Source organism: Allobosea sp. NPDC055353 (genome assembly GCF_053644975.1).
Genome location: NZ_JBSHMC010000001.1, coordinates 1,767,662 through 1,781,038, shown reverse-complemented (window position 1 = coordinate 1,781,038; position 13,377 = coordinate 1,767,662). Strand labels below are relative to the sequence as shown.

Annotated in this window: 15 protein-coding genes; 4 read left to right on the top strand and 11 right to left on the bottom strand. The window is 66.8% G+C overall.

Going from position 1 to position 13,377, the window contains the following annotated elements; translation table 11 throughout:
* Positions 1–30: 30 nt before the first annotated feature.
* The 4 genes from ACWIEX_RS08235 to ACWIEX_RS08220 all read right to left on the bottom strand — a co-directional run bounded on the left by ACWIEX_RS08235 (position 31) and on the right by ACWIEX_RS08220 (position 3,197).
* Positions 31–237, bottom strand: coding sequence for a hypothetical protein (locus ACWIEX_RS08235; RefSeq protein ID WP_454032591.1), 207 nt, complete (start codon positions 235–237; stop codon positions 31–33).
* 132 nt (positions 238–369) lie between these two features.
* A complete protein-coding gene (gene gatA / locus ACWIEX_RS08230) occupies positions 370–1,884 on the bottom strand; it encodes an Asp-tRNA(Asn)/Glu-tRNA(Gln) amidotransferase subunit GatA (RefSeq protein WP_454032590.1) in 1,515 nt (504 codons plus the stop codon).
* Positions 1,885–1,968: 84 nt separating this feature from the next.
* Complete coding sequence (gene gatC, locus ACWIEX_RS08225) at positions 1,969–2,256, bottom strand: Asp-tRNA(Asn)/Glu-tRNA(Gln) amidotransferase subunit GatC (RefSeq protein ID WP_454032589.1); 288 nt, start codon at positions 2,254–2,256, stop codon at positions 1,969–1,971.
* A 242-nt stretch (positions 2,257–2,498) separates the two neighbouring features.
* Positions 2,499–3,197 (bottom strand): metal-dependent hydrolase, encoded by a 699-nt coding sequence (locus tag ACWIEX_RS08220; RefSeq protein WP_454032588.1) that lies wholly within the window; start codon positions 3,195–3,197, stop codon positions 2,499–2,501.
* Positions 3,198–3,319: 122 nt separating this feature from the next.
* Here ACWIEX_RS08220 and ade point away from each other — a divergent pair, with 122 nt between their 5' ends.
* Positions 3,320–5,035 (top strand): adenine deaminase, encoded by a 1,716-nt coding sequence (ade, locus tag ACWIEX_RS08215; protein ID WP_454032587.1) that lies wholly within the window; start codon positions 3,320–3,322, stop codon positions 5,033–5,035.
* Positions 5,036–5,503: 468 nt separating this feature from the next.
* On the opposite strand, the gene ACWIEX_RS08210 is transcribed toward ade, so the two are convergent.
* The gene (locus ACWIEX_RS08210) at positions 5,504–6,436 is read right to left on the bottom strand and encodes a hydroxyacid dehydrogenase (RefSeq protein ID WP_454032586.1); all 933 of its coding nucleotides are present in this window, start codon (positions 6,434–6,436) and stop codon (positions 5,504–5,506) included.
* Positions 6,433–7,017, bottom strand: a complete 585-nt coding sequence (locus ACWIEX_RS08205; protein WP_454032585.1) for a GNAT family N-acetyltransferase — start codon at positions 7,015–7,017, stop codon at positions 6,433–6,435. The genes ACWIEX_RS08210 and ACWIEX_RS08205 overlap by 4 nt, the downstream gene beginning before the upstream one ends.
* A 170-nt stretch (positions 7,018–7,187) precedes the next feature.
* Between ACWIEX_RS08205 and ruvX the strand changes: the two genes are divergently transcribed.
* On the top strand, positions 7,188–7,694 hold the full coding sequence (gene ruvX, locus ACWIEX_RS08200; protein ID WP_454032584.1) for a Holliday junction resolvase RuvX: 507 nt from the start codon (positions 7,188–7,190) through the stop codon (positions 7,692–7,694).
* A gap of 70 nt (positions 7,695–7,764) precedes the next feature.
* Here the strand turns inward: ruvX and ACWIEX_RS08195 are convergent, their stop codons facing one another.
* Entirely contained in the window at positions 7,765–8,109 is a 345-nt protein-coding gene (locus ACWIEX_RS08195; RefSeq protein ID WP_454032583.1) for a hypothetical protein, read from the bottom strand.
* Between the two features lie 122 nt (positions 8,110–8,231).
* On the bottom strand, positions 8,232–8,618 hold the full coding sequence (locus ACWIEX_RS08190) for a hypothetical protein (RefSeq protein ID WP_454032582.1): 387 nt from the start codon (positions 8,616–8,618) through the stop codon (positions 8,232–8,234).
* Positions 8,619–8,865: 247 nt separating this feature from the next.
* On the opposite strand from ACWIEX_RS08190, the gene ACWIEX_RS08185 reads away from it, so the two are divergent.
* Positions 8,866–9,780, top strand: a complete 915-nt coding sequence (locus ACWIEX_RS08185; RefSeq protein ID WP_454032581.1) for an AEC family transporter — start codon at positions 8,866–8,868, stop codon at positions 9,778–9,780.
* A gap of 113 nt (positions 9,781–9,893) precedes the next feature.
* Complete coding sequence (locus ACWIEX_RS08180; protein ID WP_454032580.1) at positions 9,894–10,142, top strand: hypothetical protein; 249 nt, start codon at positions 9,894–9,896, stop codon at positions 10,140–10,142.
* Positions 10,143–10,158: 16 nt separating this feature from the next.
* On the opposite strand, the gene dprA is transcribed toward ACWIEX_RS08180, so the two are convergent.
* Genes dprA through pyrC form a run of 3 tightly spaced genes read right to left on the bottom strand, consistent with a single transcriptional unit; the run spans position 10,159 to position 13,375 of the window.
* Positions 10,159–11,370 carry a DNA-processing protein DprA gene (gene dprA / locus ACWIEX_RS08175; RefSeq protein WP_454033479.1) on the bottom strand — a complete coding sequence of 404 codons (1,212 nt, stop codon included), beginning with the start codon at positions 11,368–11,370 and terminating at the stop codon, positions 10,159–10,161.
* Between the two features lie 16 nt (positions 11,371–11,386).
* Positions 11,387–12,010, bottom strand: a complete 624-nt coding sequence (plsY, locus tag ACWIEX_RS08170; RefSeq protein ID WP_454032579.1) for a glycerol-3-phosphate 1-O-acyltransferase PlsY — start codon at positions 12,008–12,010, stop codon at positions 11,387–11,389.
* Positions 12,011–12,043: 33 nt separating this feature from the next.
* Positions 12,044–13,375, bottom strand: a complete 1,332-nt coding sequence (gene pyrC / locus ACWIEX_RS08165; protein ID WP_454032578.1) for a dihydroorotase — start codon at positions 13,373–13,375, stop codon at positions 12,044–12,046.
* Positions 13,376–13,377: the final 2 nt, after the last annotated feature.

Here is a 13,377-nt window from a genome sequence, read left to right as displayed (position 1 = left end):
TTTTTCGTTCGCCGCCCCTGCCCGGCGGGCCTAGACCAGACGTCGCGCCAATGCCCGGCAGAGCGGCGCAAGACCGGCGGCGATCACCGTGCCGATCGCTCTAGCGCCCAGATCCGGGATCGTCTCGCCGCGTGCCAATTGGACGATCGTCAGCAGGATCATCAGCCCGGCGATGAGCACGAGGATGCCAGCGAACACCATCAGGCAGGCATAGGCCATCGCGCGGCTGACGATCATCGCCGTCTCCTTTGAAGAGGCAACCAGCCTAACGGCCGGGAACGGCCGATGCCATCCCGGGACGGGACCGCTTCGCCACCCGTCCGGTATGGCGAAGCGTTCTTCTCAGCAGCCTGGGCAGTCGAATCCGGCTCAGCCCCACCAACGCTCGGAAACGGCGAAACGGCCCGCCGCCTGCTCGATCACCTCGCCGAGGGAGAACAGCGCCTCCTCGTCGAAGGGGCGGCCGATGAGCTGCAAGCCGAGCGGCAGGCCCTGGCTGTCCAGCCCCGCCGGAACGGCGATGCCGGGCAGGCCGGCCATGTTCACCGTCACCGTGAAGATGTCATTGAGATACATCTCGACCGGATCGGCCGAGCCCTTTTCGCCGATGCCGAAAGCCGCGGATGGCGTGGCAGGCGTCAAAACAGCATCGATGCCCTGGGCATAGACCGTCTCGAAATCGCGCTTGATCAGCGTGCGGATCTTCTGGGCCTTGACGTAATAGGCGTCGTAATAGCCGGCCGAGAGCACATAGGTGCCGATCATGATGCGGCGCTTGACCTCGGCGCCGAAGCCGGCGGCACGGGTCTTCTCGTACATCTCGACGATGTCCTTGCCCTGCTCGCGCAGGCCGTAGCGGACGCCGTCATAACGGGCGAGGTTCGAGGAGGCTTCGGCCGGGGCGACGATGTAATAGGCCGGCAGGGCGTATTTGGTATGCGGCAGCGAAATCTCGACGATCTCGGCGCCTGCCGCCCTCAGCCATTCGATGCCCTGCTGCCAGAGCGCATCAATCTCGGCGTTGAGGCCATCGAGCCGGTATTCGCGGGGAATGCCGATCTTCATGCCCTTCACCGAGCGGCCGACCGCGGCCTCGTAATCCGGCACAGCCATGTTCACCGAGGTGGTGTCCTTGGGATCGTGGCCCGACATGGAGCGCAGCATCACCGCCGCGTCGCGCACGGTCTTGGCGATCGGGCCGGCCTGGTCGAGCGAGGAGGCGAAGGCGACCGTGCCCCAGCGCGAGCAGCGGCCATAGGTCGGCTTGATGCCGACCGTGCCGGTGAAGGCGGCCGGCTGGCGGATCGAGCCGCCGGTATCGGTCGCGGTCGCAGCAAGGCAGAGATCGGCAGCGACGGCCGAAGCCGAGCCCCCCGACGAGCCGCCCGGCACGAGATGGTTGCCCTCGACGGAGCCGCCCTGCCCGGCACCCACATTCGAACCCTTGCGGCGCCAGGGGTTCACGACGTTACCGAAAGCGCTGGTCTCGTTCGACGAGCCCATGGCGAATTCGTCATTGTTGAGCTTGCCGAGCATCACAGCGCCGTCGCGCCAGAGCTGGCGGGTCACGGTCGATTCATAGGCCGGCACGAAATTGCCGAGGATCTTCGAGCAGGCGGTGGTGCGCACGCCCTGCGTCGCGAAGAGATCCTTGATGCCGAGCGGCAGACCCTCGAGCGGGCCGGCCTCGCCCTTGGCGAGCTTCGCATCGGAGGCGGCGGCCTGCTTCAGGGCGTGCTCGGGCGTTTCCAGCACATAGGCGTTGAGGGCGCGGGCCTTCTCGACGGCAGCGATATGCGCCTTCGTCAATTCGGTCGCGGAGAAGGTCTTGGCCTTCAGGCCGTCGCGGGCCTCGGTCAGCGTCAGGCGGGTGAGATCGGTCACGGTTTCAGTTCCGTTCTGTATGCAGATGGTGATCCCGGATGACGCTTCGCGCCTCCGGGATGGTCGAAGGAGCGCGCCTCGCGCTTATTCGATCACCTTCGGCACCATGAAATAGTTGTCCTCGGAGGCCGGGGCGTTGGCGACGATCTCGGCAGCGATCTCGCCGTCATTGACCACGTCCTCGCGCTGCAAGATCGCCATCGGCGTCACCGAGGTCATCGGCTCGACGCCGTCGACATTGACCTCGTTGAGCTGTTCGACGAAGCCGAGGATGGCATTGAGCTCGCCTTGCAGCTTGGGCAGATCGGCCTCCGGCACGGCGATGCGCGCAAGATGCGCGACGCGTTTGACGGTGGCGAGATCGACCGACATGGCGGACTCCTGAAGAGGGCGCGGATCGTGCGCCGGAAAACGGTTCGCCGCGCTATAGCAGAGGGTTCGCGACGAAGTAAGTAAGTGCTGACTTATCCCGCGGGTCATCCCGGACAAGCGGCGAAGCCGCGCCGATCCGGGATCCATGCCTGAACCTTCATCGGAATCGCTCCGGAATGGATCCCGGGTCTCCCTGCGGTCGCCCGGGATGACGGCGGAGGGGTCGATTCGCGACGAGCCTTTCAGATCGCGAAAGCCTCGCCCTTCTTCGGCAGGACCACCTCGACGCCGCTGCCCTGCATGCCGGCGACGAAGGCGTCGGCGTTCTGGTCGATGATCGGGAAGGTGCCGTAATGGCTGGGGATCGCCAGCTTCGGCTTGACGAAGCGGGTCATGGCGAGCGCGGCGATCTTGCCGCCCATGGTGAAGCGGTCACCGATCGGGCAGATGCAGGCTTCGACGCCGTGGATTTCGCTGAGCAGCGCCATATCGGAGAAGATGTCGGTATCGCCCATGTGCCAGAGCGTCTTCTCGCCCTTCGCCTTGATGATCGCGCCGTTCGAATTGCCGACGGGGACGTTGACACCGCCCTCGCCCATGCCGGCGGAGTGATCGGCGCGGACGAGCGTGACGCTGAACGGGCCGAGATCGACCGTGCCGCCGGTGTTCATCGGCTGAAAGCTCTTCAGCCCCTGCGAGGCCAGATGCATGGCAAGATCGTAATTAGTGATGACCGTCGCACCGGTCTTGTTGGCGATGTCGAGCGTGTCGCCGACATGGTCGCCATGGCCATGCGTGACGACGATATGGCTGACGCCCTCCGAGATCGTCGCGACATCGCCCTCGAAAGCCGGATTCCCGGTGAAGAACGGATCGATCAGGATGGCAGCGCCGTCGAGATCGACGCGGAAGGCGGAATGGCCGTACCAGGTGAGTTTCATGCGAAGGCTCCGGGCTTTCGAAATGCCGGCCCCTATCTAGGCCGATCCGCGCCGCCGACCAAGTCGACAATGCAGCCGGAGAGAGGCAGGCTGGCGCCATGACGAACCCACGGAATCGCCCCATGACCGACGCTGCCACGGTCTCCAGCCAAGAATTGGCTCGCCGGATCGCCCAGGGGCATGGCGACGAGCCGGCCGATCTCGTCATCAAGGGCGCGAAGCTGCTCGACCTCGTCACCGGTGCGCTGGTCGAGAGCGATATCGCGATCTGCCGCGACACCATTGTCGGCACCTACGGGACTTATGAAGGCAAGCACGTCATCGACGCCAGGGGCCTGATCGCGGTGCCCGGCTTCATCGACACGCATCTGCACATCGAATCCTCGCTGGTGACGCCGCTCGAGTTCGAGCGCTGCGTGCTGCCGCATGGCGTGACCACGGCGATCTGCGATCCGCACGAGATCTCGAACGTGCTCGGCGCCGAGGGCATCCGCTACTTCCTCGCCTGCGCCGAGGCGATGCGGATGGATCTGCGCGTCAATCTGTCGAGTTGCGTGCCGGCGACGCATCTGGAGACGGCCGGCGCCCGGCTCGAAGCCTCCGACCTGACGCCGATGATGGATCATCCCAAGGTGATCGGCCTGGCCGAGTTCATGAATTTCCCGGGCGTGATCCATCGCGATCCCGGCTGCCTCGCCAAGCTTGAGGCCTTCTCGCATCGCCATATCGACGGCCATGCGCCGCTGGTGCGCGGGATGGATCTCAACGCCTATCTCGCCGCCGGCATCCGCACCGACCACGAGACCACCACCGCCGACGAGGCCCGCGAAAAGCTCGCCAAGGGCATGGCGATCCTGATCCGCGAAGGCTCGGTCTCGAAGGACCTGCATCAGTTGATCCCGCTGATCTCGCGTGACGCCTCGCCCTTCCTCGCCTTCTGCACCGATGACCGCAACCCGCTCGATATCGGCGAGGAAGGCCATCTCGACTACATGATCCGCACCGCCATCGCGGAGGGTGCGGATATGCTCGCGACCTACCGCATCGCCTCGCTCTCGGCGGCGCGGAATTTCGGTTTGTTCGATCGCGGCTTCATCGGGCCGGGCAAGCGCGCCGATATCGCGCTGGTCGAGGATCTCGCCGCCTGCTCGGTGAAGCAGGTCCTGGCTGGCGGCCGGCTGGTCGAGGAGGCGCTGTTCGCGGATCGGGCGACGATCGCGCCAGTCGGGCTCGGCAGCGTGAAGAGCCGCAAGCTCGCCCCCGCCGACTTCACTGTTAAGGCCCGCGACGGCGAGACGCCGGTGATCGGCGTCGTGCCGGGGCGGATCATTACCGAGCGCCTGGCGATGGCCCTGCCCTTGCGCGACGGCGAGGCCCTGCCTGATCTGGCGCAGGATGCGATCAAGGTCACGGTGATCGAGCGCCACGGCAAGAACGGCGGCATCGCTGGCGGATTCGTCCACGGCTTCGGCATGAAGCATGGTGCCATCGCCTCCTCCGTTGGGCATGACAGCCACAACCTCTGCGTCGTCGGCGTCGACGAGGCCTCGATGGCGGCGGCGGCGAACCGCCTGATCGAGATCGGCGGCGGATTTGCGGTTGCCGATGGCGGCAAGGTCACCGCAGAGCTGGCGCTACCCGTCGCCGGGCTGATGAGCGAAGAGCCCTTCGAGGCCGTACGGCACGATCTGGAGGGCCTGCGCGCCGCGGCAAAGGCGCTTGGCGTCGTGCTGGCCGAGCCCTTCCTGCAGGTCGCTTTCCTGACCCTACCGGTGATCCCGCATCTCAAGATCACCGACAAGGGTCTGGTCGATGTGGATCGGTTCGATTTCGTTTAAGCGTGTGAGGACGCAATCGGATTCACGATCCAGAGTCTCCAATGGGTCGCTAACGGACCTTCGGGCGTTGCCCTTTCTGACCGCTGTTGTGAAAGACAAGGCGGGCAGGTGGTTCAGTGGAGAGAGCCTGCAAGGTCGCCCCGCTCTCCGCGAGTTTCCTTCGAAACCGCGACCCGTTCCGAGTTCCCCACACGGCTAGAAATGCCTCGTCGGTGGCATCGTTGCGATAGTAGGCGGAGCCACCAAAGGACGCTTCGAGCCCTTGCTCGCCCTTTAGCCCGCCGCCGCCATATACCGACACAACGAGTTCAATTGGCGCGGCGGTTACGGTCGTTTCGCTCTTGGCAAACTGAGCCGAGGGGAACACGTAAATCGGAATGGGCTGGCTCACAGGTTGTAACCTGCCACGGCACTCGCAACTTCTGCAATGGGTCGAAAGCAGTCGCTCTCGATCAACCCTTTTGCGCCCTAGATCCGCTCGTCCAGCGCCGCCATGACTTTCTCCGCCACCAGCCCCGACACCCGGCCGTTCGACTCCACCGTATTGCCGGCGATATGCGGCGTCAGGATCAGGTTCGGCGCGCCAGTGAAGACCTTCGCCGCGCCCTTGCCAAGCGGCTCCTGCTCGTAGGCATCGATCGCCGCGCCGCCGAGCTTGCCGGCCTTGAGCGCCTTGACCAGAGCCGCCTCGTCGAGAATGCCGCCGCGCGCCGTGTTGATCACGATCGCGTCCGGCTTCATCCGGGCAAAGGCCTTCGCGTCGATCATGCCACGGGTTTCCGTGGTCAGCGGGACATGCAGGCTGATGACATCGGCCTGCGCCAGCAATTCGTCGAGCTCCAGCCGCCGCACGCCGCTCCAGGCCGGATCGTCCGCCGGCAGGCGGGGATGGTAGGCCGCCACCTCCATGCCGATGGCGCGGGCATGATGGGCGACGTCGCGGGCGATGGAGCCGAAGCCGACGAGGCCCATCAGCTTGCCGGCGATCTCGCGGCCGATCAGCTGCGTCTTGGGGAACTCACCGGCCAGCATCGCGGCATTGGCGTAATAGGCGCCGCGCAGCAATGTCATCGTCGTGCCGATGACGTATTCGACGACGGAGAGGCTGTTGGCGCCGGTCGCCGGGAAGACGCGGATGCCACGGGCGGCGCAGGTCTCCATGTCGAGATTGTCGAGGCCGACGCCGAGGCGGCCGATGACCTTGAGTGCCCTCGCCGCTTCCAGCACCTTGCCGCGCACCTGCGTCTGGTTGCGCACGATCACGGCCGGGACATCGGCGAAGAGCCGCGCCATCTCGTCGATATCGGCATAGAGCTCGGGGTCGTAATGGACCGCAAACCGCGCTTTCAGATTGGCGAGAGCGGTGTCGTCGATGAACTCGGTGATGACGATATCGGTCATGGTGCGGTGCTGACGCTGAAACGGAGGCGTTGATCGGGGCCGTAGAGCGGCGCAACGAAGGTCTCGACCAGCCGCCCGCCGTTCTTCTCGATGATGCGGCGCGAGGCCTGGTTGGTCGCGTCGCAGGTGATGCTGATCTCGGACAGCCCGGCTTCGCGCGCCACGCCGAGCATCGCGGCAAGCGCCGCGGTCGCGTAACCCTGCCCGGCGAAGGCCGGCAGGATGGTGTAGCCGATATGACCGAGGACATGCTCCGGCAGGGCGAGGATCGGACGACCAGCCGCATCCTCCTGCCAGCGCAGGTTGATCGAACCGATGAAGGGGCGTTCCGGCCGATCCTCGGCGAAGATCCAGCGCGTCGGGCCGGGAATGCGGTCGACCTCGCGGCCATCCGGCAGGCGGATCCGGCCGGGGCCGCCACGGATCTCGGCGAGGAAGGCATCGGGATCGGCGGCGATGGCAGCGAGATGCTCGGGCGCGACGTTGCGCGTCGTATTCGGCGACCACCCGCCGCGCAATGCCGCCTGATAGGCGCCGAGCAGGTGCTTGTCGGGAACGTGGAGCGAGATGCGCGCCGGCACGGGACTATCCTTCGATGCGGCCGCGCCGCTTTTCAAGCGCGCGGATATAGCCTGATCCCCGGCGATGCGCGATGGCTTCCGCGCTACAGCCGCCGGGAACCTGTCATTCGCCGGGCGCATCGGAAAAGGTATCGCTCGCGAGGCCGGCCGGCGCGTGATACCGCCATGCCATGACCAGCGCCGTCGTCCCGCTCGAAGCCTTCCTCGACCTGCCGGCCCATGCGCGGCTGCTCGGGCTCGATCTCGGCAGCAAGACGATCGGGCTGGCACTCTCGGATGTGGAGCGGCAGATCGCGACGCCGCTGGAGACGATCCAGCGGGTCAAGTTCGGGCTCGATGCAGCGGCGCTGCTGAAGATCGCCGGCAAACATCAGGTCGCCGGGCTGGTCATCGGCCTGCCGCTCAACATGGATGGCACCGAAGGCCCGCGCGTGCAGTCGACCCGCGCCTTCGTGCGCAATCTCATTCCCCTCACCGAGCTGCCGATCGTGTTCTGGGACGAGCGCATGTCGACGCTGGCGGTGACGCGGACCCTGCTCGATGCCGATGCCTCGCGCGCCAAGCGCGCCGCCGTCGTCGACAAGATGGCGGCCGCCTATATCCTGCAAGGCGCGCTCGACCGCCTGGGCCGGCTCGGGCCGCAGGAAGATGGGGAAGACGAAGGCCAATACGACTGAATGCCGCCCCGCCGGATGGCGAAGCGGCCTTCGTGAAAGCTGTCCTTGCCGGCGTTGCGCCAGCCTGGACCTATTGGAAGATCAGGCCGCGCTTGAACGCCTTCTTCTGCGCCTCGCGCTCGTTCTTGACCGCGCGCTTCTGCTCCTCGAGGCTCATCCCGGCCATCGGATTCTGCGCGCGGCGGCCATAGCCACCGCGTCCGTCGTCCCGGCCGAAACGGGAGCCACGATCATCGTCGCGCCAGGAGTCGCGGCGTTGATAGCCGTTGCGCTCATAGCCGTTGCGTTCCTGGCCACGGCGCTCGTAGCCGTTGCCCGGGCCGCCGTAATACTGGGCGACAGCCGGCTGGGCGGAAGCCCAGGCCAGCGCGACCAGGCCGAGGCCCGTAACCATTGCCTGTCGAAGCGATTTCATCGTGACGATCTCCTGTCAGCAAATTCGAGCCGTCATCCATGACGCCGAATTCCGAAGAATGTCCTCACAAACAAAGGCCCGCGCAGATTGCGCGGGCCTTGTAGATTTGGCTGCGATCGGCCTCAGCGATAGTCGCGGAAATCGTAAGGCTGGTAGCCATAAGGGGCGTAGTAGCGCCTCGGCGCCACGTAGACCGGCGCCGGCGGCGCATAATAGCCATCGTCGTAGTAGTCCGGCCCCGCATAAGCGTTCCTGTTGGCCGCGATGGCGGCTGCGCCGAGGATGCCGAGGCCGATAGCGCCTGCGACCGCCGCGCCGCGCGACGAGCCGCGCCAATGGCCGCGATAGCCGTGACGGTAGCGATACTGCGTATATTCGGCCTGGGCCTTGTCGAGGCGCGCCGCGTCGAAACCGCGCGTTTCGGCCGCCATGGCGGGAACGGCAAAGCTGCCTGCGGCAACGCTCGCGACGGTCAGCGCAACAGCGACTTTCTTCTTCAGAGACATCATGACGGCATCTCCTTTCACAAGATCACCCAATGTTGAAGTCAGCATGGGGCAATCCGGTTGAATGGGACCTGAACCAATCGCGGCAGCATTGCGGCAGGGACAGGACGGTGTTTCTCCCGCGCCCTTGCCGGCCACGAGCGGGCATGACAGGGACAGGTCAGTTCGACAGTAAAACGGCTGCCCACCTCCATTGTTCCGACGGCCTCTCGCCACGGCCTCCTGCCCTGCCCTCGTTTCCGGCCCCTCCATGCTCGATAGCCTGATCGCCGTCTTCCTCGTCATCGCGACGGGCTGGTTTCTGAAGACGCGCAACATCGTCTCGCCGGCGCATTGGGTCGGCGTCGAGCGTCTGACCTACCAGGTCCTGTTTCCGGCCGTGGTGATCCATACGCTGGCCATGGCCGACCTGCGCAGCATGCCGGTCCTCGGCATGGGCTCCAGCCTCGTGCTCGCGATCCTCAGCGTCGCGGCCCTGCTCCTGCTGGCCCGCCCGCTGCTGGCGCGCGCCGGTATCGAGGGGCCCGCCTTCACCTCGATCTTCCAGGGCTCTGTGCGCTGGAACACCTTCGTCGGCCTTGCCCTGGCGGCCGGCCTGCAGGGCCGCACCGGCACGACGCTGATGGCGATCGCTGTCGCCTCGATGATCCCGCTGCTCAATGTCATGTGCGTCTTCGTGCTCGCCCGCTATGCGAGCGGCAAGCCGATGAGCCTCGGCGCGACGATCCGCTCGATCCTCTACAACCCCTTCATCTGGTCATCGGCGGTCGGGCTCGCGCTCAACCAGCTCCAGTGGATGCTGCCCACCGCCTTCACCGGCTATCTCGACGTGCTCGGGCGCGCCTCGCTCGGCATCGGGCTGCTCGTGGTCGGCTCGGCGCTCGACCTCGGCCGCCTGGCGCGGCCACGGCTGGCGCATGCCGTTGCCGTCGGGCTCAAGCTTGCGGTCATGCCGGTGCTGGCCTGGCTCTATGCCGGCTGGTTCGGCGTCACCGGCCCGGCCCTTGCGATGACAGTGGTCGCAGGCGCCGTCCCGACCGCAACCGCGGCCTATTTCCTGGCGCGCGACCTCGGCGGCGACGCGCCGCTGATGGCCGAGATCACGACGCTGCAGACGCTGCTCGCCCTGGCCACGCTTCCGGCTGCGGTCTTTCTTCTGACATAGTATACTGAAACTTGAAATTGATTCATAATTGCAATCTATGATTGCAAATCTGTCCGGGAAGCAAAACCCGCCGGACGAGTCGATCCCCGATTATGCGAGGGAATCCATTCGCCATGAAACACAAAGTCTCCAAGCTGGTCGCATTTGAGCCCGATCCGGGAGAGCGCAGCGACGACGACATTCCCAGCCGGCCGATGTCACCGCTGGAGGCCGCCTGCTTCATAGAGGGGATGGCGGCGGAACTCCGCGCCATGGCCCGCGATGCCAGGCTCAGCGCTCTCAGCTATTTTCTCGAGATGGCCAGAATCGAGGCCTCGGCGGAAATCGAGCGACTGGCATCCCCGCGCAACGAGCGTCATTGAAACCGGCCTGGCCGGTTCAGGGCAGATTGCGCGACAATGCCCCGCCGGGGTGGCGCCGTATCGTTCCCGAGAGCTCCAGCTCGACGAGGATCTGACCGATCTCGCGGGCGGGGAGCCCGCTGGCACGGACGAGATCGTCAAGCCCGATCGGAGTGGGGCCGAGAAGATCAAGCACGAGCCGGCCCGGTTCGGGGGCGCCCTTCGCCTGCAATGATGACGGCGGCTCCGGTTCGAAGCCGTCTTCATGCCGGGCATAGCCGGGCGCCGGCATGACCTCGGGCAGGTCGAGTTCGTCCCACATCGCCTCGGAGGCGGGTTCTCCGATGACCTCGCGCATGGCTTGGGCCGGGAAGGACAGGTCGAGCTCGCGCTGGCGCAAGGGCTGAAGCGCTTCGATGACATGGGCCGCTTCGGCGCAGAGCGTCGCCCCTTCCCGGATCAGGTGATTGCCGCCCTCGGCGCGTGGATCGAGGGGCGAGCCCGGAACGGCGAAGACCAGCCTGCCCTGCTCATTGGCGAAGCGCGCGGTGATCAGCGAGCCCGAACGGCGCGCCGCCTCGACCACGACCGTGCCGAGCGACAGCCCCGAGACCAGGCGGTTGCGGCGGGGGAAGTCGCGCGCCCGCGCGACCCAGCCCAGCGGCATCTCGCTGATGAGCGCGCCGTGCTCCAGGATGCGGCGGGCGAGCAGGATGTTCTGCGGCGGGTAGATCTCGTCTAGCCCCCCGGCGAGCACGGCAACCGTGCCGGTTTCGAGGCTTGCCTCATGGGCAGCCGTATCGATGCCGCGCGCCAACCCCGAGACCACGGTGAAATCGGCCTCGCCGAGCTCGCGGGCGAGCCGCGCGGTGAACTTCATCCCGGCGGCCGAGGCGTTGCGCGAACCGACCATGGCCACGCCAGGGCGTTGCAGGATGTCGCCGCGCCCGAGGACGGCCAGCAAGGGCGGGGCCGAATCGATCGCCTGCAGCGGGACGGGATAATCGGCTTCGCCGAGCGCGATAAAGCGGCCGCCGAGGCGCGACAGTCCCTCGAACTCGCGCTCGGCTTCGCCTGCCGGGCAGATGCGGATGGCGCGGCCTGCCTGCCGGGCGAGATCGGGCAGCGCATCGAGTGCCGCGGCCGCGCCGCCGCAGCGGTTCATCAGGGTGCGGAAGCTGCGCGGGCCGATGCTCTCGCTGCGGATCAACCGCAACCAATCGAGACGCTGGCGATCGGAGAGGACGATCCCAGCCATGCCCCTGTCAGCCCTTCTGGCCGATCTTGCCCTCGCGCCCGGCCAAGAGCCGGGCGATGTTCTCCCGGTGCATGATCCAGAGCAGGACGGAGAGGACGGCCATGACGAGCGCCGCCTGTGGCATTCCGGCCCAGAACCAGAGCAGCAGCGGCGCGATCACGCTGGCGATCAGGGCCGAGAGCGAGGAATAGCGGAAGAGGTAGGCCAGCCCGAGCCAGATCACGGCGAAGACGAGCGCAATCGAGGCCTTCACGCCGATCAGCACGCCGATATAGGTGGCGACGCCCTTGCCGCCCTTGAAGCCCAGCCAGACCGGGAAGAGATGGCCGAGGAAGGCGCCGGCACCAGCCGCCAGCGCGGCCTCGGGACCGCCGAGGAAGTGTGCGCCGACCAGGACAGCCACCGTGCCCTTGAGCATGTCGCCGACGAGGGTGGCTGCCGCGAGCTTCTTGTTGCCGGTGCGCAGCACATTGGTCGCGCCGATATTGCCGGAGCCGATGCTGCGCAGGTCCGGCCCGCCGGCGAGCCTGGTCAGGATGATGCCGAAGGGGATCGAGCCGAAGAGATAGCCGACGACGAGGGCGATCAGCGTGGCGGAGCCGGAAAGGCCCCAGTTCAGAACATCCGTCATGCCGCCCCTTTTCCCCCGCGGTTCGCGGCCAGCCTAGCCCGGCTCGACTTCGTAGACCACCCGGCCGCCGACGAAGGTCGCCTGAACGATGCCTTCCAGCCGCGCCTCGTCGAAAGGCGAGTTCTTGGCGCGGGACTTGAGCTTGCGCTTGTCGACGACGAAGGGCGCCTCCGGATCGAACAGGACAAGGTCGGCGGGCGCCCCGACGGCGAGCTTGCCGGCGGAGAGCCCGAGCAACGCCGCAGGGCGCGCCGACAAGGCGGCGAGCAATTGCGGCAGGCCGATCTGCCCGGCCTGAACCATTCGCTGGGCAGTCGAGAGCATGGTCTCGATGCCGAGCGCGCCGTCGGCGCATTCGGCGAAGGGCTGGCGCTTGGTCTCGACGTCCTGGGGATCGTGGTCGGAGACGACGACGTCGATCACGCCCTCGGCCAGCGCCGCTACCATGGCAAGGCGATCGTCCTCATGGCGCAGCGGCGGCGTGACCTTGCAGAAGGTGCGGTATTCGCCGACGTCGTTCTCGTTGAGGGTGAGGTTGTTGATCGAGACGCCGCAGGTGACGCGCAAACCGTCCTGCTTGGCGCGGCGCACGATCTCGACCGATTCCGCGCAGGAGATCATCGCGGCGTGGTAGCGGGCGCCGGTAGCGCGGGCGAGGCGGATGTCGCGCTCCAGCATCACCGTCTCGGCTTCGAGCGGAATGCCCGGCAGGCCCTTGCGGCTGGCGAACTCGCCTTCGTTCATCACGCCCGAGCCGCGCAGGTCGGGATCCTCGACATGGTTCATGATCAGGGCGTCGAAATTGCGCGCATAGATCATGGCGCGGCGCATGACCTGCGGATTGCGCAAGCCCCTGGCACCGTCGCAGAAGGCGACCGCGCCGGCCTCCAGCAGCAGGCCGAGTTCGGTGATCTCCTGACCGTGCAGGCCCTTGGTCAGGGCGGCGCAGGAGAGGACGTTGACGACGGCCTTGTCACGGGCGCGGCGTTTGACGAAATCGATGATCGCGGGGTCGTCGATCGGCGGATTGGTGTCCGGGCGGCAGACGACCGTGGTGACGCCGCCGGCGGCAGCAGCCTGCGAGCCGGTGCCGAGCGTCTCGCGGAATTCGGCCCCGGGCTCGCCAAGGAAAGCGCGCAGATCGACGAGGCCGGGCGTCAGCACCTGACCCTTCGCGTCGATGCGGCGCACGCCCTCGCCCGTGGCCGGCGCGCCCTGCCATTCGACCGCGGCGACCGCGCCGTCGCGGATGAGGACGGAGCCCGCTCCCTCGCGCCCGGCCACCGGGTCGATCAGGCGAGCGTTGACGATCGCCAGGTCCCGCGTCGCCAAGTCCTGCTTTGCCATGTCCTGCGTGTCAGCCATGT

Bases quoted from the DNA above. Each gene is read 5' to 3' on its own strand.
- ade (WP_454032587.1), top strand. From the start codon at position 3,320: ATGACCGACGCTGCCACGGTCTCCAGCCAAGAATTGGCTCGCCGGATC.
- ACWIEX_RS08210 (WP_454032586.1), bottom strand. From the start codon at position 6,436: ATGACCGATATCGTCATCACCGAGTTCATCGACGACACCGCTCTCGCC.
- ACWIEX_RS08180 (WP_454032580.1), top strand. From the start codon at position 9,894: ATGAAACACAAAGTCTCCAAGCTGGTCGCATTTGAGCCCGATCCGGGA.
- gatC (WP_454032589.1), bottom strand. From the start codon at position 2,256: ATGTCGGTCGATCTCGCCACCGTCAAACGCGTCGCGCATCTTGCGCGC.
- plsY (WP_454032579.1), bottom strand. From the start codon at position 12,010: ATGACGGATGTTCTGAACTGGGGCCTTTCCGGCTCCGCCACGCTGATC.
- pyrC (WP_454032578.1), bottom strand. From the start codon at position 13,375: ATGGCTGACACGCAGGACATGGCAAAGCAGGACTTGGCGACGCGGGAC.
- ACWIEX_RS08190 (WP_454032582.1), bottom strand. From the start codon at position 8,618: ATGATGTCTCTGAAGAAGAAAGTCGCTGTTGCGCTGACCGTCGCGAGC.
- ACWIEX_RS08195 (WP_454032583.1), bottom strand. From the start codon at position 8,109: ATGAAATCGCTTCGACAGGCAATGGTTACGGGCCTCGGCCTGGTCGCG.
- ruvX (WP_454032584.1), top strand. From the start codon at position 7,188: ATGACCAGCGCCGTCGTCCCGCTCGAAGCCTTCCTCGACCTGCCGGCC.
- ACWIEX_RS08220 (WP_454032588.1), bottom strand. From the start codon at position 3,197: ATGAAACTCACCTGGTACGGCCATTCCGCCTTCCGCGTCGATCTCGAC.
- ACWIEX_RS08235 (WP_454032591.1), bottom strand. From the start codon at position 237: ATGATCGTCAGCCGCGCGATGGCCTATGCCTGCCTGATGGTGTTCGCT.
- ACWIEX_RS08185 (WP_454032581.1), top strand. From the start codon at position 8,866: ATGCTCGATAGCCTGATCGCCGTCTTCCTCGTCATCGCGACGGGCTGG.